Below are 22,220 nucleotides of genomic sequence, written 5' to 3'. Positions count from 1 at the left end.
AACAAACCAGCCAGAACCAAACCGCCCGGATCGATCACCACCTGCAGCAGCGATTGCAGCTCAGAGACGATTGCCATCGAGCAAGGCATCCACCACACCACGCGCCATCTCCACGGAATGCATCAGCGACCAGATCAGGTCACGCTCGATACCGCTGGCGTGTTCAGTGATTTCATCGGAGACCTCCTCGGCGGATTTGAGCAGCATGGAAACGTGAAGCAACGCCTCTTCGGCGCTGATGCCTGGGCGGACGCTGAAGAGCGAGTTGTTGCCGATGGTGGCGCAGGCTGTTTCTTTAAGCGCTTTAAGCACCGAGCGGTTGGCCTCATCGTGCTTGAAATCGCACAAGCGACGAGCGCGAGAAACCTGGGGGGCAGAATTTGGGCTTTTCATGATGCTCCTCCGAATAAATGGAGTCGCCATGACTCATCAGAACAAGTGAAACACCGAACGATGAACACGGGACCGAAATCCCCTGACCCGGGCTGCTAGTCCCGATCACCTAAAAGTCAGTGACAAACCCGAGGCTAGACAGCGCCACTCCCAGACGCAAGCGGCCGGGAGCTTCTCGGAAAAGCCTTACAAAGGAAAGCGAAGCGCCTCACTTTCAGACAGCGTCTTACACAACAAAACTGTCATCCATAGGACCTGATACACACGATCCCTGTAGCCGCTGCCGCAGGCTGCGATAGGACCGAAGGTCCTCCAGCGGTCTCAAAATCCTGCGCCTGCTGCGCAGTCGATCGCAGCCTCGCAGGCTCGGCAGCGGCTACAGAGTTTGCGTCAGACATCCAATTACCATCACGCTGCAATATCGCTTTTGCTCTGGCTCTGGCTCTGGCCTTCGCTTTTGATCTTGCTTTTGATCCACCCGCCCCATCGGGAGGCCGAGTGGAGGTGTTCATCAGGGGGATGGCGCGCAGCGCCCCTCGACGCAGTCGAGGACATCGTATGGAGGTCGAAGCGAAGCCGACCGGAGTCGATGCCCCCTGATGGACGCCGGAGCGAGGGAACCTGAGCGCAGCGAAGGCCGTACGCAGGGGCAAGCGTTTTTGCTTACTTTTTAGGCGTTTGTAAAAAGTGAGTCGCCGTAAGGGCGAAACCATAAGTGGCCGTTACCGCAGGAATGGATATGTACACCGGCCGAAAAATGCAGCGCCAACGAGGACGCTGTCGCGGGCAAGCCTCGCTCCTACAGAAACGAAGCAAGCCCGCCTGAGGCAATCAGGCCTTGACCGGCTCCAACGCCAGCTCGGTCGCCTCCGGCCGCTTCACCACCGCATACACCACCGCCGTCAACAAACTCCCCGCCACAATCGCCAGCAAATACAACAACGCATGGTTGATCGCATTCGGAATCAGCATCACAAACAACCCACCATGGGGCGCCATCAGTTTGCAGCCGAAATACATCGACAGCGCCCCGGTCAGCGCGCCGCCGGCGATGCTCGCCGGGATCACCCGCAACGGGTCCTTGGCAGCGAATGGAATCGCGCCTTCGGAGATAAAGCACAGCCCCAGCACCAGCGCCGCCTTGCCGGCTTCACGCTCGGTCTGGGCAAACTTGCGACGGGCGATAAAGGTGGCGATGCCCAGGCCAATCGGCGGCACCATGCCGGCGGCCATGGTCGCCGCCATCGGCGCGTAACTCTGCGATGCCAGCAGCCCCACGGAGAAGGCATAGGCCGCTTTGTTGATCGGCCCGCCGAGGTCGACGCACATCATGCCGCCGAGCAACACCCCCAGCAGGATCGCGTTGGTGGTGCCCATGCTATCGAGGAAATGGGTCAGGCCGGAGAGCATCCCGGCCACCGGCTTGCCCACCACATAGATCATCACCAGGCCGGTGAACAGGCTGGCCAGCAACGGGATGATCAGGATCGGCTTCAAGGCCTCCAGGCTCTGGGGTAAGCGCGCGTATTTGCTGATGGCTTTGGCCGCATAACCGGCGATGAAACCGGCAATGATCCCGCCGATAAACCCCGCCCCCAGGGTGCTGGCAAGCATGCCGCCGATCATCCCCGGCGCCAGGCCCGGCCGGTCGGCGATGGAGTAGGCGATATAGCCGGCCAGCAGCGGCACCATCAGCTTGAACGCGGTGTCGCCGCCGATCTGCATCAGGGCCGCGGCCAGAGTGCCCTCTTCCTTGAACGCGGTGATACCGAAGACGAAGGACAAAGCAATCATCAGACCGCCCGCCACCACCATCGGCAGCATGAACGACACACCGGTCAGCAGGTGCTTGTAGACACCGGTTTTCTCCTGCTTGGCCGGGGCTGCGGCAGCGCCCGCAGCTGCCGATTCCACCTGGCCTTCGGCCAGGGCCTTGTTCAGGGTGGCCTCGGATTGCTTGAGGGCGATGCCGGTGCCGCAACGGTAAATCTTCTTGCCGGCGAAGCGCTCGGTGGGTACTTCGATATCCGCCGCCAGCAGCACCACGTCCGCCGCGGCAATGGCCTCGGCGCTCAACGGGTTGCGTGCGCCGACCGAACCCTGGGTTTCCACTTGCAGCTCATAACCCAGGCGCTTGGCAGTCTGTTGCAAGGCCTCGGCCGCCATGAAGGTATGGGCCACGCCGGTCGGGCAGGCGGTGACCGCCACCAGCCGGGGCGCGCTTTTGCTGGCCGGTGCCGGCTCGGCCACGGCTTCGGCCGCGACATACACCTGGGCCTCCACAGCGCCGCGCCGCAGCACGCCATCGACGTCCTGCAGGGCCACGGAGGGCGAGCTCTGGAACACCCGTTTGCCGACAAACCGCGACATATCCACAGGCCCGGTGCTGACCACCAGCACCCACTCGGCCGCTTCAAGGGTGGCGGCCGACAATTGCCGTTCCGGGTGCGCCTCGTCATGCACTTCGACGCTGGTGCTCCAGCCCTGGCGCTGGGCCGCGGCGTCCAGCAACCGGGCACACAGCACACTGGTGACCATGCCGTTCGGGCAGGCGGTAACAATGGCTAACTTCATGACCAACCCTCTTATTGTTCTATGAGGGGATGAACGCGCACCCCCTGTTCAAGCTGTGCCAACTGCGCGGTATCGGTAATGCCAAAACCGATCTGGGTCACGGCCATGGCGGCGATGGCCGTGGCGGTGCGCAGGGTCTGTTCAAACGCGTGGGCGCTGAGCAGGCCGTGGAGCATGCCGGCCAGCAACGAGTCGCCGGCGCCGACGGTGCTGGCCACGCTGACCTTGGGCGGCAGCGCCTGCAAGGCCGGCGCGGCACTGAACCAGTTCACGCCTTCGGCGCCGTGGGAAATCACCACATGCTCGACGCCTTGGGCGTGCAGGCGCCTGGCGGCTTCGGCCTGGGTCGCCAGCGACAGCACCGGGCTGTCCAGGGCTTCGGCCAGTTCCTCGGTATTGGGCTTGACCAACCAGGGTCCGGCGGCCAGACCGGCACGCAGGGCTTCGCCGCTGGTGTCCAGCGCCACTTTCAGCCCCAGTGCCTTAAGACGGCTCAGCAAGGCGTGCAGCCATTGCGGGCTGACGCCGCGCGGCAGGCTGCCGGCCACCACCACCGCGTCATGCCCCGGGGCGATCTGTTCCAGGCGTGCGAGCAAGGCCTGTTGCGCCGCTTCGTCGACCTCCGGGCCGGGACCGTTGAGATCGGTGATGCGCCCGTCCTGTTCGGCCAGCTTGATGTTGCTGCGGGTTTCCCCGGGCACACGGACAAAGGCGTCGATAAAACCGCGACGGGCGAACAACGCCTCGAACGCCTGGGGATTGTCTTTACCGAGGAAGCCGCTGACGGTCAGTTGATGGCCAAGGTCGGCCAGCACCTGGGCCACGTTCACGCCCTTGCCGGCGGCGTGGGTGTGCATGGCTTCGCTGCGGTTGACCTGCCCCGGCTCCAGGCGCGCCAACTGGACGGTGAGGTCCAGCGCCGGGTTCAGGGTCAGGGTAAGAATCTTTGCCATTACATGGCCTCCACAAGGGCGCGCACATCGTTCGCGCTGCCGACGGCCAGGGCCTGCTCCGCAAGGGTTTGTGCCTGGGTCAGGCTGAGCTCGCGAATGCGTGCCTTGACCTCGGCGATGCTGCGTCCGGAGACGCTCAGTTCGTCCACACCCAGGCCGACCAGCACCGGCACCGCCAGCGGATCGGCCGCCAGCTCGCCGCACACGCCGACCCACTTGCCGTGGGCATGGGCCGCGCGCACGGTGATGTCGATCAGTTGCAACACCGCCGGGTGCAGACCATCGGCCTGGGCTGACAGGGTCGGGTGACCGCGGTCGATGGCCAGGGTGTATTGGGTCAGGTCGTTGGTGCCGACGCTGAAGAAGTCCACTTCCTTGGCCAGCACCGGCGCCAGCAAGGCGGCGGACGGCACTTCGATCATGATCCCCAGTTGCAGGTCGGCCACCGGGATTTCCTGGCGCAGGCGCTCGGTCATGTCGCGGGCGGCGCGCCATTCATCGACGCTGCCAACCATGGGGAACATGATCCGCAGCGGGCGGTTGTCCGCCGAGCGCAGCAAGGCGCGCAGCTGGGCTTCCATGATCTGCGGACGTTGCAGGGTCAGGCGGATGCCACGCACGCCGAGGAAGGGGTTTTCTTCCTTGGCGATCGGCCAGTACGGCAGCGGTTTGTCGCCGCCGACATCCAGGGTGCGCACCACCAGCGGCCGCCCGGCCAGGCCATCGAGCACGCGGCGGTATTCGGCTTCCTGGGTGGCTTCGTCCGGCGCTTGCGGGTGGGCCATGAAAATCAGTTCGGTGCGCAGCAGGCCGATACCTTCCGCGCCGTTTTCCACGGCGCTGACCACCCCGGCGCTTTCGCCGATATTGGCGAAGACTTCGACGTGATGGCCGTCGGTGGTGTGCGCCAGTTGATGGCGTTGTTCGGCGGCGGCCTTGAGCCGTTGTTCGCGGGTGTCGCGCTCTTCGGTGGCCCGTTGCAGGGTGCTGGCATCGGCATCCACATGCAGGCGACCGCGCTGGCCATCGAGCAGCAGCGGCGTGCCCGGCTTGAGCAGCAACACGCCGGCACCGGCACCGACCAGCGCCGGAATCCCCAGGGCACGGGCGACGATAGCGCTGTGCGCAGTGGCGCCACCACGGGCGGTGAGAATGCCGGCGACCCGCGCCGGATCGAGGCGCGCCACGTCCGACGGGCCGACTTCATCCATCACCAGGATGTAGGGCTCGTCCGGCTCGGTCGGGGTTTCAATGCCACACAACTGCGCCAACACCCGCCGGCCGATGTCCCGCAGGTCGGCGGCGCGTTCGGCCAGCAGAGCGTCGTGCAGGGCTTCCTGCTGCCGGGCGGCGGCTTCGATCACGGTCATCCAGGCCGCTTCGGCGCTTTCGCCCTGCTTGAGGCGGGTGTCGACTTCGTCGGTCAGTTCCGGGTCGTCGAGCATTTCCTGGTGGGTCACGAAAATCTCGCGAATGGCCTTGGCCTTGCTGCGCTGGATCAGCCCGTCGATGTCATGCCGGACCTCGGCCAGGGCTCGTTGCAGGCGCTCGCGCTCGATGGCGGTGGACTCTCCGCGCAACGGGTAGTCGAACGGCTGGATCACCTGGATATGCGCCGGGCCGATGGCGATGCCGGGGGCCGCCGGGATGGCCTGGACCAGGCTGCCGGAAGCCGGCGCGCTGATGGGCACCTCGACTTCTTCTGGTACTTCCTGAGGCGCGCAGGCTTCTGGAACCGGCTCGACTTCTTCCCCCAGCCCTTCGGCGATGGCCGCCAGCAAGGCTGGCAGGGCGTCGGCGGCGATGTTCGGTTCGGCGATCAGCTCCAGGGTCTGACCACGGCGGGCGCCGAGGCTCAACAGCTTGCTCAGGCTTTTCACCGAGACCGCGGAACCCGGTGCGTCGAGGATCCGCACACGGACCTCACCCTCGAAGCTTTTCGCCAGTTGCGCGAGGATCTTCGCCGGGCGTGCATGCAAGCCGTGGGCGTTGGCCAGGACGATGCGCGCACTCGGCCAGTCGGCCGGCAGTTCGCCGCCCAGCACTTCCAATACCGCGCGGCTGCTGGTGGCCCGGCCCAGTTCATGGCCACGGCCTTCGATCAACAGCGCGCACAGACGCTCAAGCAGGGCCTGATGGGCCTCGCCCAGGCTGGCCAGGCAGAACAGCCCGGCCAATGGCTGGCCCAGGTAACGAATCGGTTTGTCCGGGGTGACGAAGGCCAGGCCCGGGCGCTTGACGGTCTGCTCGCTGTGCAGCCACCACAGGCCATCGCCCAGGGGCAGCGCCTCGACCTGTTGCAGCACCGCGGCAAAACCGTTGCTGACGCAGTCGGCCTGGCGCAGCAGACGGGCGCCGCGCCACACCAGCTCTTCGAAATCTTCGGCGGCCACGCCCAGGCCGATCATCTGCGCATCCAGCGCCAGTTCCTGCGGCGCGCCTTGCAGCAGTTTCAGCAGGGCTTCCGGCGAGCTGGCGCGGCGCAGGGCCTGACCAAGGTCGGTTTCGCCGAGGGCGCGGGTCAAGAGTTGCAGCAGGCGCAGGTGTTCGTCGGATTTGGCGGCGATGCCGATCGCCAGGTAGACGATCTGGCCATCGCCCCAGTCCACGCCCTCGGGAAATTGCAGCAGGCGCACGCCAGTGGCGAACACTTGATCGCGGGTTTGCGGGGTGCCGTGGGGGATGGCAATACCTTGACCGAGAAAGGTCGAGCCCTGGGCTTCGCGGGCCTGCAGGCCGGCCAGGTAACCTTCGGCGACCAGGCCGTCGGCCACCAGTTTGTCGGCGAGCAGGTGCAGGGCCGCAGACTTATCCACAGCCGACTGGCCCATGGATATCTGCTCAATAGTGAGCTCGAGCATGCTTTCTCCTATTTAGCGCCGGGGCGCTAGGTATTGTTTTGAGTGAATCAGTCAGGCGGCTTTAATGCCACAAACGGGACCGCCGGCTTGGCAAGGCCCTGTTCCCGTCTGCCCATATCCCTAGAAAATACGCGTGCTGAAACGTTTAATCTAGAATATTGGGCACGTTACTCGATAATCTTCCATCCTTGAAGCCCTACCTGTCGGCTGCACGTTCCGACATTGGTCGCCTGCCTATATCGGTTAGGATTGGCGAAAATGTCGGGGCAAGCTCCAGAAAACAAGGAAAACCCGGGTTGAAACTCAGCGATATCGCCAGACTGGCCGGTGTGTCCGTCACCACCGCCAGCTACGTCATCAACGGCAAGGCCGAACAGCAACGCATCAGCAACGCGACCGTCGAACGGGTCCGGGCGGTGGTCGAGGAACATGGCTTCACGCCCAACCCTCAAGCCGCCGGGCTGCGCAGCCGGCGCACCCGGACCCTGGGCTTCATCCTGCCGGACCTGGAAAACCCCAGTTACGCGCGCATCGCCAAGCTGCTCGAGCAAGGCGCCCGCGCCCGTGGCTACCAACTGCTGATCGCCAGCTCCGACGATGCCCCGGACAGCGAGCGGCAGTTGCTGCAACTGTTCCGCGCCCGCCGCTGCGACGCGCTGTTCGTCGCCAGCTGCCTGCCGCCCGAGGATGACACCTATCGTCTGTTGCAGGCCCAGGGACTGCCGATCATTGCCATCGACCGGGTGATGGAGCCGGAGTTTTTCTGCTCGGTGATCAGCGACGATCAACAAGCCAGCCTGCACCTGACCCGCAGCCTGTTGCAGCCCCAGCCGCGGCAGATCGCCCTGATCGGCGCCCGCCCCGAGCTGGGCATCAGCCGCGAACGCGCCGCCGGCTTCAAGCAAGCGCTGGAAGGTTTCGACGGCCAGGTGCTGATCGAACAGGGCGAAGCCTTCAGCCGCGACTGCGGTCGCCAGTTGATGGAAGCGCTGCTGGAGCGCCTGGGCCACCTGCCGGATGCCCTGGTGACCACCTCCTACGTGCTGCTGCAAGGGGTGTTCGACGCGCTGCACGACTTTCCGCTCAAGTCGCGGCCACTGCGCCTGGGCACCTTCGGTGATACCCAGCTGCTGGACTTCCTGCCGCTGCCGGTGAACGCCATGGCCCAGCAGCACCAGTTGATTGCCGACAAGGCCCTGCAACTGGCCCTGGCCGCCATTGAAGAAGCCCATTACCAACCCGGCGTGCACGCCATCGCCCGGACCTTCAAGCAGCGCATTCACGAGGCTTGACCGTGGAGCTGATCGACAGCCACACCCATCTGGATTTTCCGGATTTCGACGCGGATCGTCAGGCGCTGCTGGCGGCCAGCCGCGCCCTCGGCGTGCGACGGATGGTGGTGCTGGGGGTTTATCAGCGCAATTGGCAGCGGCTCTGGGAGCTGGTGCAAAGCGATGCCGACCTGTATGCCGCCTTTGGCCTGCACCCGGTCTATCTCGACGAGCACCAACCGGCCGACCTGATTGAGCTGGGCGACTGGCTGACCCGCCTGGCGGGCCACCCGCAGCTGTGCGCGGTGGGTGAGATCGGCCTGGATTATTTTCTCGAACAGCTGGATCGCCAGCGCCAGCAGCAGCTGTTCGAAGCGCAACTGCAACTGGCCGCGGACTTCCAGCTGCCGGCCCTGCTCCACGTACGGCGCAGCCATGCCGCGGTGATTGCCACCCTCAAGCGCTTCAAGCTCAAGCGCGCCGGCATCATCCACGCCTTCGCCGGCAGCCGCGAAGAGGCCCGCGAATACCTCAAGCTGGGATTCAAACTGGGCTTGGGGGGCGCCGCGACCTGGCCGCAGGCGCTGCGCCTGCGCAAAGTCATCGCCGACTTGCCGCTGGACGCGGTGGTGCTGGAAACCGACTCGCCGGACATGGCGCCCGCCATGTACCCGGGCCAGCGCAACAGCCCGCAACACCTGCCGGAGATCTGCGCGGCCCTGGCCGAGATCATGGCCGTCAGCCCCGAACAGCTAGCGGCGGCCAGTACTACCAACGCCTGCGCGCTGTTCGGCTGGCCCCACAGCGCCTGAATCAGACCCGGAACGCGCTGATCAACTGCTTCAACTGCACCACCTGCGCCGACAGCTGGCGGCTGGCGTTTTCGGTCTGGTACGCGCCTTCGGCGGTGCGCTCGCCGGCGCGGTTGATCTCGACGATGTTCTGATCGATGTCGTGGGCCACCGCGGTCTGCTGCTCCACCGCCGCGGCGATCTGCTGGTTCTGGTCGACGATCATGCCCACCGCGCCGAGGATGTTCTCCAGCGCCTGCTGGACTTTCTCCGATTGCCCGACCGTGCCATTGGCCATCTGATGGCTGACGCCCATGGCCTTGACCGCCGCCCCCACGCCGCCGTGGAGCTTGACGATCATCTGCTCGATTTCCTCGGTCGATTGCTGGGTGCGCTTGGCCAGGGTCCGCACTTCGTCAGCCACCACCGCGAAGCCCCGCCCCTGCTCGCCCGCCCGGGCCGCTTCGATGGCGGCGTTGAGGGCCAGCAGATTGGTCTGTTCGGCGATGCTCTTGATCACCTCCAGCACCCGGCTGATGGCCTGGCTGTCGCTGGCCAGCTGATTGATCACCAGCACCGATTGGTCGATCTCGCTGGCCAGTTGGGCAATGCTGCCTTGCTGGGATTCCACCAGCCCGCGCCCGCTGATGGTCTCGTCGTTGACGCTATGGGCGCTGCTGACCGCGGCCGCGGCGCTGCGCGCGACTTCCTGGGACGTGGCGGACATCTGGTTCATCGCCGTCGCCACCTGCTCGATCTGGCTGCGCTGCCCGGCCACCGCCTGGTTGCTCTGGGCCGATACGCTTTCCACCTGCCCGGCCTGGCGCTCGACCTCGCCGACGGTCTTGCCCACCAGCTCGATCAGGTCGTGGATCTTCGCCACGGTGCCGTTGAACACCGTGCCCAGTTCCCCCAGCTCGTCACGGCTCTGGGCGTTGAAGGTGACGGTCATGTCGCCGGCCGCCACCTTGTCCATCACCGCGCCCAGGCGTTTGAGGGTGGTGCGGGTCGAGACGTAGAAACCACCGTAGAGATAGAAGATCAGCAGGAACACCGCCGCCAGCGCCACCACCAGCAGCACCATCTGCGTACGGTTCTGCCCCAGCCGCTGTTGCAGCTCCTCGCCGAGGAACTTCAGGGTCGCCTCGTTGAGCTGGTAGGTCTGCGCCATCAGCCCGCTGACCTGGTCATAAAAGCCCTGCCAGGGTGCATCCAGGGTATCGGCCATCACCACCTGCTCTTCGAACAGCTCGCTGGCTTGCTTGAGGCTGCCTTTGCTGGCGCTGGCCAGGCTGTCCAACGCGCCCTGGGCGGCCTTGCTCGAGCCCAGCGCATCCTGCAGTTTCAGGCCGTATTCGGCCTGGAGTTTTTCGATCTGCACCAGCAACTCGTCAAAGCGGGTGCTGGCGGATGAGTTGAGAAACCCCTGGCCCAGGGAATAGGCGCCCATCGCCCGGCCTTCGCCGAGGATTTGCGTGACCTGGGGCGTGACGCTGGTCACCAGTTCGCTCAACTGCCGCACATCGCTCTGGGTATCGCGGCTCAGGCCGGACTGGCTGGCGATGATCTGGCTGAAAATCTGCGCACTGCCCAAGAGTTTGCCGATCAGCGCGCTTTTGCTTTGCAGCGAGCTTTCCGCCTGTTGCGCCTTGAAGGCGGCGATCATTTCATCGCGCTTGCCGTCGAACACGCCGATCTGCTCAGGGTCCACGGTGACCGCGGCCAGGCCCTGCAAGCGTTCGAGCACGGACTTTTCCAGGGTGACTATCTTGCTTTCAATATCCCCGGCCTTGCCGGACTGCCCCAGGGTCGCGTTGATCTGCACCATGTTGTTCAGGGTTTCCAGATCGCGGCGCAGGGTCAGGCTGCTGCCCAGCAGGTCCAGGCTTTGCAGCTCGACCTGGGTGCCCTGGAATTCACGGTAGGAATCGCGCACCAGATAGAAGTTGGTGACCAGCATCGGCAGAAAGAACAGCACGCTGATCAGGCTGAACTTCATGCCGAAGCTCAGGCGGTTCATCAGGGCAATGGCGGGATAGAGCAAGCTCTTCACAAGAAGTCCCCCTTTTTTTGCTTTTATTTTTATTGGCAGGTGCGCGAACACGGCAGATAGCCACTATTTGGCGCTGCTTCTGTATAGCTCAAATCGGCAAAAGGGTTTGTAACTTAAGGTTAACCGCGGGGGCGACAGACAGAAGGACGGCTTTGTCTGCGCTGGCAAGACCGGGGAGGCTCGCCAGCGCTCACTCGCTGCTCGCCGTCAGGGCAGCACGGTCCACAGGGCAAAACCGGCGTACCAGAGCACCGCGGCCCGCAGCAACAGTTCCCAGATCCGGTCCAGGCTGAGAATGCCATCCGGCCCGGTGATCGGCGCGGGGATTTCAGCGGCGACCAGGCCGACCTTCTCCACCAGTTGCGCGGCGCTGATGTTCCAGTTCAGCAACTCGTGGAGCATCACCCGGCTGACCGCGACGAAGTTGCCCACCAGGGCGAAGCTGGCCGCCAGCAGGCGTACCGGCAACCAATCGAAGGCATGCCGCAGCTGCCCGGCGCGCTCGGCGACCGCCGGGTTCTTGCTGTGTTCGGCGGCCAGCGCCAGCAGGCGATAGCTCAATGCGGCCACCGGCCCCAGCAGGAAGTACCAGAAGATCACCGCGAAAAAGCTCTGGTAGGCCTGCCACAGCAGGTGCCCCTGAACCTGCCCGAGCAACTGCTCGCCACTGTCGGCGCAGATCTCCAGGTCGCGCTTGGCGACATGCGCCGCGGCTTGCAGGTCCTCGCGGCGCCAGGCATCGCGAAACGGCCCGAGTTCGCCCAGCAGGTCGCCCCGCCCCAGGCTGTAGATCACCACCAGCAGATGCACCGGCAACGCCAGCAGGCCATAGGCCAGCGGCTCCAGTATCAGCAACAGCAACCCCAGCAGCACTGCCGGCAGCAACACCAGCAGGGCCAGCACCCACCAGGGACGCTTGGCCAGGCGCGGGCTGGCCTCCTGCCGGAACAGTTGGCGCAACCACGGCTCGTCATGCTGAACGCGCTGGCGCAAGGCCGAGAATTTCTCGATCCATACCGCCAGCAGCAACACCAGAAAACTCATTGTCCTTCCCCTTCGTTCAGGGCCGCGCGATAGCGTACCCAGTCGAATCCGGGCCCCGGATCGGTCTTGCGCCCCGGAGCAATATCGCTGTGCCCACAAATCCGCTGTGGGGTGATGGCCTTGAAGGCCTGCCGCAACTGCCGGGTCAAGGCAATCAGCGCGTCGTACTGGGCATCGGTGAACGGTAGCTCGTCGGTGCCTTCCAGTTCGATCCCCAGGGAAAAATCATTACAGCTTTCGCGCCCGTCGAACCACGACACGCCGGCGTGCCAGGCGCGGTCCAGACAGGAGACAAACTGAGTGACGGTTCCGTCACGTTCGATCAGGAAATGCGCGGACACGCGCAGGTCGGCGATCCCGGCAAAATAGGGATGCTCTGTGACATCAAGACGGTTCTGGAAGAATTCCTGCACCTTGCCCGTCGCGAACTGGGCCGGCGGCAGGCTGATGTTGTGGATCACCAGCAGGGAGATTTCATCCGCGGGGCGTGCGTTGAAATTGGGTGACGGGCAATGGCGAACGCCGTGACACCAGCCGCTTGCGGGGTCCAACTGCATACCGATTCCTTCAACGAAGCCTGTGACGGCCCAGTATGCCGCGTTCCACGCCCAGGTTGCGATCACTTGCCGCGATTGAGTCGCTGCAAACTGCCAATCACCGACTCCAGCGCCCGGTCGAACAGCAAGGTGTCGTCCAGCTCACGCACCGCCCCGCGCTGAAACTCCAGGGCCAGGCCGACCCGGGTGCGCTCCAGGACCTTCATGCCCGTACGGTTGACGAAGATGTACTTGTCGCCGGGTTGCACGATGGCCGCCAGCTTGCAGCGCACGCTGTTGTCCTCGTCTTCGAGGAATTCGACCCAGGCCCCCAGCCGCAGTTGTTCGACCCGCAGCAACCCGGGATCGTTGGGCGCCAGCGCCAGGGGCGCGGCCTCCAGCGGGCCCTCCTCGGCACAGGGCAGGATGATGTGCTCCTCGACCGCGACCATCGCCGGCTGCTCGTCCACCAGGCCCGGCCAAGGCTGCCCGGCGTTCTCGCCGAAGCCCTCGAACACCTGCAGGTGCAGGGCTTCCAACTGGCTGAAGAACTCGCTGGTGGCGAACGGATCGAACGCCGCGCTGTTCAAGCCGTCGCGCAGCGCCTTGAGCAGGTCCGGCACCAGCGCCAGCAACTGCATGGCGGCATCCGGATCGGTGTGGAGCTGCACGCTCCAGATCAGTTGCTCCATGGTTTTCAGCCCTTCGCGCCATTCGCCGGAGTGCTCGCCATGCTTGAGACAGGTCAGCAGCAGGACCTTGCTCCAGGCCTGTTGCACGAACTCGACGACCGTCAGTGGCAGGACCTTGCCCCGCAGCCCCTCGTTCAGTGCCTGCTCGACGCGACGCCGCGCCAGCTCGGCCTTGGCCCGCCCCTCTTCGGCGTCACGGGTGCGCTGCTCCAGCAGCTCGCTGCGGCGGCGTTCGTCGCTGGTGAAAGCGAGAAACTCGGCGAGCAGCTCGGAAAAGATCGCCGGGTCGTCGACGAAGTCGCTCAACAACCGTTGCACCACCTGTTCGATGCGCAGGTACAGGCTGTCGCGCTGATAATCGTCACAGCTGCCCCAGCCCATGGCCGCGGCGGCGATTTCGTTGAGCAGGCGGCGGGCGGGATGGCTGCTGCGGCTGAAGAAGCTCTTGTCCAGCACCGCGACCTTGAGCATGGGGATCTGCAAGCGGCCGATCAGGGTCTTCAAGGATTCCGGCAGGTTGCGATCGGCCAGGATGAACTCGAAAAGCATAGCCACCAGGTTGATCACGTCCTCGTCGGCCACCCCGACCACCCGCGACTTGCCGCTCTTCACGCTGACCCGGGTCAGCAGCTGTTCCAAGTGGTTGCGCAGGTCGAAATCGTCCTGGGTGCCAGCCGGCACGTAGTGCTGCAGGTGAGACAACAGGCGCAGCAGGTCACGGGTGGAAATCGGCTGGGTTTCGGCGCTCGCCTCCAGGGTCGGCACCACGCTGCCGCGGACATGCAGCAGCAGCTCCTGCAAGGCGGCGAACACTTCCTGAACGCTCTCGTCCATCTGCGCCACGCCGGGCTCGGGCGTGGCCTGGATACTCGCGGCCGCCTGGTCGAGGGCCCGGCGCGCCGGCGCCGGCTTGAGCTCCGGCAATACGCCGGTGGCGGCCAGCAGCTGATTGGCTTCAGCGTACAGCTGGTCGGCCTCGCTGAGCACATAACGCTCGAACAGCTTGAGAATGATCAGCTTGACCTTGATCTCCACCCCCAGGTTGCGCCCGGATTCGAGGAAATACTCGCAGAGCATGGCCGGGCCCAGGGGGTTGCTGCGATCATCCAGGCGCTTGCCCAGCAGCACGTTCAGGCGCGCGGTGAGTTGGCCAAGGGCAAAGCCGTCACGGTTACCCGCCTTGGCGACCATCGCCTCGAGGGCCAGGGTGCGCTCCAGGTCGTCACGGCAGGTATCGGCGGGTGGAGCGTAGGCGACGGCCTGGGCGATCGCCGGCGCGGGGTCGTACTGGACCAGGCCGACAAAGGCCTCGAAGAGTTTTTCCAGGAAGCCGCGCTCGATGCTTTTGCGTTTCAGGCGCAGGTCGCGCATGGCTTCGAAAAAGGTGTTCTGGTCGACATTGTTCTGGGCCCGGTCGGCCATCTCGAACAAGGTGTCGTCGGCGTTATCGAACAGTTCCTGCAGGCCATGGCGCAGTTGCTGGGCGGCCTTGTCACGGACCTGAAGCAGAATCACAGGCAGGCGGGCGAGCGGCGAAGCGTTCGCCTGATCCGTAGCCGCCTTGTGCAAAGGCACTACATTCCCGTCGTTGTGCATCCAAGCCTCCTGAAAGGGTTTTCTCTGCCGCGCGATGAAAGGTCGGCCGACGCTCACAGTCGAGTCCCAGCGGGCATCGATACGCACCGCTGCATTTCAAATATCGGGGAGCCAAACAAACGTCAAAGCTATGACGTCAATTAGAAGTCGGATTATCTGGTAAAAGCCCCTTCTTGTGCCAGCAGACTCTGCGCGGGCTTTGAAATAGCGTTCATATAGCGACCGCCCTTTCTCGCAAACGGCTCATACCAGGCGACCAAATGCAGCTACGGGAGGGTGCTTGCCTTGGGTTCGCTTGCGCCATGGCCCTATAATCGGGCCACTTTGTTTGTGGAGCCCGCTATGCCGAATCTACGCCTCGCCGACCTGACCGCCGAAATCGAAGCCAACGTGCGCCGTGCGTTGCTGGAAGACATCGGCAGCGGCGATATCACCGCGCAACTGATCCCGGCCGAACGCCTGGCCAAAGCCACCATCATCACCCGCGAAGCGGCGATCATCAGTGGCACGGCCTGGGTCGACGCGGTGTTCCGCCAGCTCGACCCGCGGGTCGCCGTGCATTGGCAGGTGCGTGACGGCGAGCGCGTCAGCCCCAACCAGGTGCTGTTCCACCTTGAAGGCCCGGCCCGTTCGCTGCTCAGCGGCGAACGCTGCGCCCTGAACTTCCTGCAGTTGCTGTCCGGCGTGGCCACCCGCGCGCAGTACTACGCCGACTTCGTCGCCGATACCCAGGTCAAGTTGCTGGATACCCGCAAGACCCTGCCGGGCCTGCGCCTGGCACAGAAGTACGCGGTGACCTGCGGTGGCTGCCACAACCACCGCATCGGCCTGTACGACGCCTTCCTGATCAAGGAAAACCATATTGCCGCGTGCGGCGGCATTGCCCAGGCGATCAGCGCCGCCCACAAGATCGCCCCGGGCAAGCCGGTGGAAGTCGAAGTGGAAAGCCTGGAGGAACTCAAGGAAGCCCTGGCGGCGGGCGCGGACATCATCATGCTCGACGAGTTGAGCCTGGATGACATGCGCGAGGCGGTACGCCTGAATGCCGGCAAGGCCAAGCTGGAAGCCAGCGGCGGGATCAATGAAAGCACCTTGCGCCCGATCGCCGAGACGGGCGTCGATTACATTTCGATCGGGGCGATGACCAAGGATGTGAAGGCGGTCGACCTGTCGATGCGCTTGAGCCTCTGACTCTTTGCGCAGTACCCCGAAGAAAAACGCCAGCCCCTGAAAGGCTGGCGTTTTTGCATCAATCGTCGATTTCGTTGAGTTCCAGGTAGTCCTGAAGGTCCATGCCCAGGGCCTCGGCCACCTCCTGATGGACCTCCAGGCGCATGGCCTTGAGCTCCTCGGGCGACTCGGCCACCAACTCCAGCACCAGTTCCCACGGCTCGATGCCGCGCGACTCCGCTTCGTCCTCGAACGCCCACTGGGCCTGCTGCTTCTGCTCTTGCGGGCTCAGGGCGCTGATTTCTTCCTGCAAGGAAGGCGTGGCAGCCAGGTACTTTTCAAGGGCTACGTCAATTCTGGCTTCTTTAGGAATCATCTCGTTCTCTCTGATCATGGGAATGGAAGATGGATCTGGATCGTTGGGATCTCTTTGCCGCAAAAAAACGCTGTGAAAGCCGATTTATCTGGCCGTGAACCATTCGGGATCATCTGAAAGCCATTCAGACAGGCTGCGAATATAGGGCCTTTGCCTGCGGATGCCTACGAATCCTTACAGCGCACCGACAAAAAACCTGTCCGTTCGCTCAAGGCACTTTGATGAAAAATACGTTGTTACATTCCTCTCCCCGCCCCGCCTTCTTGCCCCTGGAACAAGCAGGCAAGAACGCAGTCATAGCGATGTGCCATATCGGCACTTCACAAGGAAACCCAGTGATGTTCAGCCGCACTCAGCGTTCGTCCGCCTTCCTCGCCACCAGTCTCTCCACCCTGATCCTCAGCAGCCTGTCACTCCCCGCCCAGGCCGTCGAGTTCAACTCCAGCAGCGCCTCGTACTCGGACAGGATCTCGGCCCTGCACCAGGAAGTGGACCTCAAGTTCAGCGTGCGCCCCAGCGGCTTCACCGTGGATGACCTGCAAAAGCTGCAGGACGGCCTCAAGAGCAGCACCGCCGAGCTGGAAAAGCTCAAGGACCTCGTCAACAGCCAGGCCCGCCTGATCGAAGAACTCAAACGCAACACTGGCAGCAGCTCCAGCTCCAATGCCAGTGAGGTGAGCAACCTCAAGAAAACCACCGGCGAGCAAGCCAACCAGCTGAAAAAACTGGAAACCCAGCTTGAAGAGTTCAAGCGTAACAACGGTACAAGCTCCAGCTCGAACGCCAGTGAAGTGAACAACCTCAAGCGCGTTACCAGCGACCAGGCCAGCGAACTGGACAAACTCGGCAAGCAGATCGAGGAACTCAAACGCGGCAACAGCTCAAGCTCCAGTTCGAGCTCCAGCGAACTGTCCAGCCTCAAGAGCACGGTCAGCAGTCAGGCCAGCACCCTGGATAAGCTGGCGAGTCAGATCGACGACCTCAAGCGCGGCAGCAGCTCAAGCTCCAGTTCGAGCTCCAGCGAACTGTCCAGCCTCAAGAGCACGGTCAGCAGTCAAGCCGGCACCCTGGACAAGCTGGAAAGACAGATCGATGACCTCAAGCGTGGCAGCAGCTCTAGCTCCAGTTCGAGCTCCAGCGAGCTGTCCAGCCTCAAGAGCGAGGTCAGCAATCAGAGCCAGAACCTGGACCAGCTCAAACGCAGCCTCGAGGACCTGAGAAGCAAGGTGAAGTGATTCAAGGCCGGTAAAAACGACAAAGCCCGCTCGATGCGGGCTTTGTCGTTCGTGCGATTTGAGATCGCCGATTGTCGACTATGGACACTGGATACAGGCTCAGAGGTACACAAGAGAAACAGAGAAACCACAACCCTGTGTACTCTCACCTTCGTTCATGACCTACCAAAACTCTCCTGTCCCTACATTTCCTATTCGTCTGTATCAAGCTCCCTACTGGCCGGCTACCCCTGCCTACATAACCGACAAAAGGAACACACGATGTACAAGGGTATCCTCGCAAGAACCCTGTACGGTACCGCCCTCCTCTGCATCCTCATTGCCTACTAGATATTGCGCCCAGCTATCTGGACGTCCTGACATTGAGCTATTTCGAATGTAGAATTCGGCCGCGTCCATTGCGTCGGTAGCGACTCAAGCATGTCACGGCTCGAGGCGCTTCCCTTTACACAGAATTGAAGGATCGAACATGAAAATTTATGCAATCGTTGGTGCTGGTGGCTTTGGGCGTGAGGTAGCACCTCTAGCACAAGAAATGATTAGCATGCGTAATGAAAAAGAGTTCCAGTTAATTTTCGTTGACGATAACCAGACAGAAAAAAACATCAACGGAATTAACCTCGTGGATACCGCCAGCTTCTTGAACATGGATGGCGAAAAGTTCTTCAACATCACAATCGCCAACAGCAAGATTAGACAGAAAATTGCTGAGCAATTTATCGCCTCAGGCATAAAACCCTTCTCTATATCTGCAACCAACTCAGTAAAACTGAGCCATAACATCATAGGGGAAGGCGGGATATTTTGCCCATTCACGACGGTTACAGCCAACGCCAAGATAGGCAAGTTTTTTCACGCAAACATCTATTCGTACGTAGCACATGATTGCGTGATTGGTGATTACGTGACGTTCGCACCCAATGTTCAATGCAATGGTAGCGTGGTCATTGAAGACCACGCTTATATTGGGACTGGCGCAATGATTCGCCAAGGAACACCAGACAGGCCGATAGTTATCGGCGAAGGCGCAGTGGTTGGGATGGGATCCGTTGTAACAAAAAGCGTCGCCCCCTATACAACAGTGTTCGGCAATCCAGCGAAGCCTCTAAACAAAATTTCCAAATAAGGACTCCTTGCAGCATGAAAGAAATTAAAGTTGCGGTCATTGGGTCTGGGACGATGGGAAAAGGGATCGTCCAGATTCTGGCCCAGTCCAATATCATCCATTCGTTGGTATGGCTTGGCCGCTCCGAATCCGGCTGCTGCTCCGCGCTTGATGATCTGAACTCCCAATGGGAAAGGATGATCAATAAAAAGAGGCTTTTGCGTGAAGACGCCCAAAGTTACTCTGCCAAGATATCCGTTGCCGGCAGCTTCGAAGAAATTTCAAACTGCGACCTGGTTCTTGAAGCCATCACCGAGGACATGACGGCCAAACACGAAGTATTCCGAGAGATTGCCAAGCATGCCAATGCTCAGTCGGTGATCGCCACGAATACATCGTCGCTCTCCATTACCGAACTTGCGAGCATTACTAAAAACCCCGAGAACGTCGTCGGCCTGCACTTTTTCAACCCTGCACCAGTGATGAAACTGGTCGAGGTCATTGTCGGCCTATCTACTTCCAATGAAACCGCCACCTGGGCATTTAACTTCGCAAAAGAATTAAGCAAAGAGCCAGTACTGGTTAATGAAGCCCCTGGCTTTATCGTTAACCGAATGCTCATACCGATGATCAATGAAGCTATTGGCATATTGGCGGAAGGTGTGGCTAGCCCCGAGGAAATCGATAAAGCCATGAAGCTTGGTGCCAACCACCCTATTGGCCCACTGGCTCTTGCAGACCTAATTGGCAACGATGTAAACCTGTCGATCATGGAAACGCTTCACAACGAAACGGGCGACCCGAAATATCGAGCCCATCCATTATTAAGGAAAATGGTCAGAGCCAATCGACTTGGACGAAAAACAGGCATTGGGTTCTACAACTATTAGTTGATACTCCGACTTTCTTGGATCGAAGGCCACTTCACACCAAGAAGTTCGGGACACCTGATCCTGGCTTGTACGCTCCAACTCACCCAGTCACTTTCCATATGCACCTGACAGACGGCCTTGCAATTTAGTCCTAGGCCGCTGTCGATCATGGAACAGTGCGACTCAGTAATCACGTTACCAATTTTCAGAGCTGAAACCTCACTAATTAGCGGCATGAGGTCATGGTTCAAATTAGAAAACTAATTGCCTGAATCATCTGGACCTGCCCGATAAGAATGACAAAGCCCGCTCGATGCGGGCTTTGTTGTGCATGAAGGATCGAGTCAGATCCGCTCCCCTGGTCTTACGCCCCCCCAAAGCCATCTCACACCCGTGGCAAATGCTTGCTCACGCAATGAATGCCGCCGCCACCCGCGGCGATCGGGTCGATATTGAGCTGCTCCACCACCCGCCCCGGATAAAGCCTGGTCAGCAGGTCCTTGCAGTACTGGTCCGCCGCCGCGTCGCCAAACTGCGGGGCGATCACCGCGCCGTTGATCGGCAGGAAGTTGATATAGCCCGGCGCGAAATCCGGGTTGTCGCGGGTGTACTGGTTGCTGCGCATCTTGGTCGGCGGCGGCAGGGTGTGGACCACCAGCTTGCGGCCATCGGCGTCGGTGGCGGCGTTGAGGATTTCCAAGTGCTTGCGCGTCACGGCGTAGTCATAGGACTCGGGATCGTTGTCCAGGTTGGCGATCACTACGCCGGGTTTGACGAAGCGCGCATAAAAATCGACGTGGGCATCGGTGATGTCCTTGTCCTTGATGCCCGGCAACCAGATGATCTTGCGCAGGCCGAGGTTGGCCTTCAGCTCGGCTTCGATCTGCGCCTTGCCCAGCCCCGGGTTGCGGTTGTCGTTGATCCAGCAGCTCTCGGTGATGATCGCGGTGCCATGCCCGTCCACCTCGATGCCGCCGCCCTCGCCCACCAGCGCGCTGCGGATGTAGCGGGCTTCCATCTCTTCGCTCAGGGCGTCGGCCACGCGGGTGTCATTGGCCGAGGCCTGCTTGTCGCCCCAGCCGTTGAAGTTGAAGTCCACCAGGCCCAGGCCGCCCGCGCCGTCGACCACGAAGCAACCGCCGTAGTCGCGCACCCAGACGTCGTCCAGCGACAGGGTCAGGAAGTCGATATTGCTGGTGCCACACTTGCTCTTGGCCAACGACAGCTGGCTGGCGCGGCACAGCAGGGTCACCGGCTGGTACTTGGCGATGGTCCTGGCCAGCAGGGCGATGGTGTCGTTCACCGCGCCCGCCCAGTCCTCCCAGACCCGGGACGACGCGCCGAAGGCCAGGATCACCCGCTCCTGCGGGCCGTGCTCGTCGGGCATGTACCAGTTGCCGGCCGAGGCGGCGAAAATGCGCGGGGCGCCAAAGCCGAGGCCAAGGGAGGCGGCGGCACCGACTCCGCTGGCCGCCATCAGCTGCTTGATGAAGTCACGGCGTGTAGACATGAGGTGTTCTCTGTTGAGTGAATCTCGAAGGGCGTGGCCACCCGATTACCGGGTGCCCGCCCTGCTTTGGTGGTTGGCGGCTTCAGTCGTGAAGGCTGCTCTTGAAGGTGGTCCAGGCGCGCATTCGCGCCCGCATGTCGCGCTGCGCAATGTCCTTGCCGGGAATCAGCCGCCCGTAGGTGGCCTCGTCCACATAGATATCCGGATTATTGCGCATGTCGGCCGCCACCATCGGTCTGGCCTTGGCGCTGGAGGTGGGATAGCCGGTGGCGTTGCTGATCGCCGCCATGTTTTGCGGGCGCATGATGAAATTGATCAGCGCATAGGCGTATTCCGGGTGGCGGGCATCGGCCGGGATGGCCATGGTGTCCATCCATACCGTGGTGCCCTCCCGCGGAATGCGGTACTCAAAGCGCGTCCCCTTGCCGGCCTCGTCGGCGGTACGCTGGGCCTGGGTCATGTCGCCGCTGTAGCCAAGAGACAGGCAGATATCGCCGTTGACCAACTGGGTCACCGGCTGCGACTGGAACTTGCGAATGTACGGTTTGATGGCCTTGAGCAGCGCCACCGCCTCGGCCAATTCGTCCGGCTTGCTGCTGCGCGGGTCGTGGCCCAGGTAGTTGAGCACCACGGCCAGCACTTCGTCGGGCGAGTCGATCATGGAGATGCCGCAGTCGGCGAACTTCGCCGCGATCTCGGGCTTGAAGATCATATCCAGGCTGTTCACCGGCGCATCATTCAGACGCTTGTCGATCATCGCCTGGTTCCAGGTCAGGCCGATGGTGCCCCAGGTGTAGGGCACGGTGGCATGCCGCGAGTGCGGATAACGGGCCTGCAACGTACGCAAACCGGACTCGATGTCATCCAGGTGCTCGAGCTTGCCCTGGTCGAGCTTCTGCAGGGCACCGGCGCGCATCAGGCGTTCGGCCACGGTATCGCCGGGGAAGATCAGGTCATAACCACTGTGGCCGGACATCATCTTGGCTTCCAGCGTCTCGCTGCTGTCCATCACGTCGTAGATGACCTGGATACCGGTCTCGCGAGTGAAGGCAGCAAGGGTCTGCGGGGCGAAGTAGTCCGCCCAGTTGTACAGGCGCAGGACCTTGTCCTCGGCCTGCGCGGCGAATTGCGTGCAGCCCAGGCCAAGGCCCAGCGCAAGCACCGACAGCGTCTTGATGAGATTCATCT

At 62.4% G+C, this 22,220-nt stretch carries 17 protein-coding genes; 6 read left to right on the top strand and 11 right to left on the bottom strand.

All coding sequences use genetic code 11. From position 1 onward, the window contains the following. Nucleotides 1-60: 60 nt before the first annotated feature. The 4 genes from C4K38_RS04455 to ptsP all read right to left on the bottom strand — a co-directional run bounded on the left by C4K38_RS04455 (nt 61) and on the right by ptsP (nt 6,781). Entirely contained in the window at nt 61-393 is a 333-nt protein-coding gene (locus C4K38_RS04455) for a DUF6124 family protein (RefSeq protein ID WP_053277434.1), read from the bottom strand. Nucleotides 394-1,224: 831 nt separating this feature from the next. Continuing rightward, entirely contained in the window at nt 1,225-2,967 is a 1,743-nt protein-coding gene (locus tag C4K38_RS04445) for a PTS fructose-like transporter subunit IIB (protein WP_053277433.1), read from the bottom strand. Between the two features lie 11 nt (nt 2,968-2,978). After that, complete coding sequence (pfkB, locus tag C4K38_RS04440) at nt 2,979-3,920, bottom strand: 1-phosphofructokinase (RefSeq protein WP_053277432.1); 942 nt, start codon at nt 3,918-3,920, stop codon at nt 2,979-2,981. Continuing rightward, entirely contained in the window at nt 3,920-6,781 is a 2,862-nt protein-coding gene (ptsP, locus tag C4K38_RS04435; protein ID WP_053277431.1) for a phosphoenolpyruvate--protein phosphotransferase, read from the bottom strand. The genes pfkB and ptsP overlap by 1 nt, the downstream gene beginning before the upstream one ends. Nucleotides 6,782-7,077: 296 nt before the next feature. Between ptsP and cra the strand changes: the two genes are divergently transcribed. After that, entirely contained in the window at nt 7,078-8,073 is a 996-nt protein-coding gene (gene cra / locus C4K38_RS04430) for a catabolite repressor/activator (protein ID WP_053277430.1), read from the top strand. A 2-nt stretch (nt 8,074-8,075) separates the two neighbouring features. Continuing rightward, the gene (locus C4K38_RS04425) at nt 8,076-8,864 is read left to right on the top strand and encodes a TatD family hydrolase (RefSeq protein ID WP_053277429.1); all 789 of its coding nucleotides are present in this window, start codon (nt 8,076-8,078) and stop codon (nt 8,862-8,864) included. A 1-nt stretch (nt 8,865) separates the two neighbouring features. Here the strand turns inward: C4K38_RS04425 and C4K38_RS32845 are convergent, their stop codons facing one another. From C4K38_RS32845 to C4K38_RS04405, 4 genes are all read right to left on the bottom strand, one after another. Then, nucleotides 8,866-9,570 carry a methyl-accepting chemotaxis protein gene (locus tag C4K38_RS32845; protein WP_371877868.1) on the bottom strand — a complete coding sequence of 235 codons (705 nt, stop codon included), beginning with the start codon at nt 9,568-9,570 and terminating at the stop codon, nt 8,866-8,868. 1,533 nt (nt 9,571-11,103) lie between these two features. Beyond that, complete coding sequence (gene ampE / locus C4K38_RS04415; RefSeq protein WP_053277427.1) at nt 11,104-11,940, bottom strand: regulatory signaling modulator protein AmpE; 837 nt, start codon at nt 11,938-11,940, stop codon at nt 11,104-11,106. Further along, a complete protein-coding gene (gene ampD / locus C4K38_RS04410; protein ID WP_009042134.1) occupies nt 11,937-12,497 on the bottom strand; it encodes a 1,6-anhydro-N-acetylmuramyl-L-alanine amidase AmpD in 561 nt (186 codons plus the stop codon). The genes ampE and ampD overlap by 4 nt, the downstream gene beginning before the upstream one ends. A 62-nt stretch (nt 12,498-12,559) precedes the next feature. After that, nucleotides 12,560-14,764 carry a DUF1631 domain-containing protein gene (locus C4K38_RS04405; protein ID WP_053277426.1) on the bottom strand — a complete coding sequence of 735 codons (2,205 nt, stop codon included), beginning with the start codon at nt 14,762-14,764 and terminating at the stop codon, nt 12,560-12,562. Nucleotides 14,765-15,106: 342 nt separating this feature from the next. Between C4K38_RS04405 and nadC the strand changes: the two genes are divergently transcribed. Next, complete coding sequence (nadC, locus tag C4K38_RS04400) at nt 15,107-15,955, top strand: carboxylating nicotinate-nucleotide diphosphorylase (RefSeq protein WP_053277425.1); 849 nt, start codon at nt 15,107-15,109, stop codon at nt 15,953-15,955. A gap of 58 nt (nt 15,956-16,013) precedes the next feature. Here the strand turns inward: nadC and C4K38_RS04395 are convergent, their stop codons facing one another. Continuing rightward, nucleotides 16,014-16,310 (bottom strand): DUF6388 family protein, encoded by a 297-nt coding sequence (locus C4K38_RS04395; protein ID WP_007922267.1) that lies wholly within the window; start codon nt 16,308-16,310, stop codon nt 16,014-16,016. Nucleotides 16,311-16,648: 338 nt separating this feature from the next. On the opposite strand from C4K38_RS04395, the gene C4K38_RS04390 reads away from it, so the two are divergent. The 3 genes from C4K38_RS04390 to C4K38_RS04380 all read left to right on the top strand — a co-directional run bounded on the left by C4K38_RS04390 (nt 16,649) and on the right by C4K38_RS04380 (nt 19,540). Beyond that, nucleotides 16,649-17,545, top strand: coding sequence for a hypothetical protein (locus tag C4K38_RS04390; protein WP_053277424.1), 897 nt, complete (start codon nt 16,649-16,651; stop codon nt 17,543-17,545). A 469-nt stretch (nt 17,546-18,014) separates the two neighbouring features. After that, the gene (locus tag C4K38_RS04385; RefSeq protein ID WP_053277423.1) at nt 18,015-18,671 is read left to right on the top strand and encodes an acetyltransferase; all 657 of its coding nucleotides are present in this window, start codon (nt 18,015-18,017) and stop codon (nt 18,669-18,671) included. A 14-nt stretch (nt 18,672-18,685) separates the two neighbouring features. Further along, nucleotides 18,686-19,540: a 3-hydroxyacyl-CoA dehydrogenase family protein gene (locus tag C4K38_RS04380; RefSeq protein ID WP_197678039.1), complete on the top strand. Its 855-nt coding sequence runs from the start codon at nt 18,686-18,688 to the stop codon at nt 19,538-19,540. Nucleotides 19,541-19,907: 367 nt separating this feature from the next. Here the strand turns inward: C4K38_RS04380 and C4K38_RS04375 are convergent, their stop codons facing one another. After that, nucleotides 19,908-21,032: an agmatine deiminase family protein gene (locus C4K38_RS04375; RefSeq protein ID WP_053277422.1), complete on the bottom strand. Its 1,125-nt coding sequence runs from the start codon at nt 21,030-21,032 to the stop codon at nt 19,908-19,910. An 82-nt stretch (nt 21,033-21,114) separates the two neighbouring features. Further along, complete coding sequence (locus C4K38_RS04370; protein ID WP_053277421.1) at nt 21,115-22,218, bottom strand: extracellular solute-binding protein; 1,104 nt, start codon at nt 22,216-22,218, stop codon at nt 21,115-21,117. Nucleotides 22,219-22,220: the final 2 nt, after the last annotated feature.

It is taken from the genome of Pseudomonas chlororaphis subsp. piscium, assembly GCF_003850345.1.
Classification (GTDB): domain Bacteria; phylum Pseudomonadota; class Gammaproteobacteria; order Pseudomonadales; family Pseudomonadaceae; genus Aquipseudomonas; species Aquipseudomonas piscium.
This window is presented reverse-complemented; position numbering and strand designations above follow the sequence as displayed.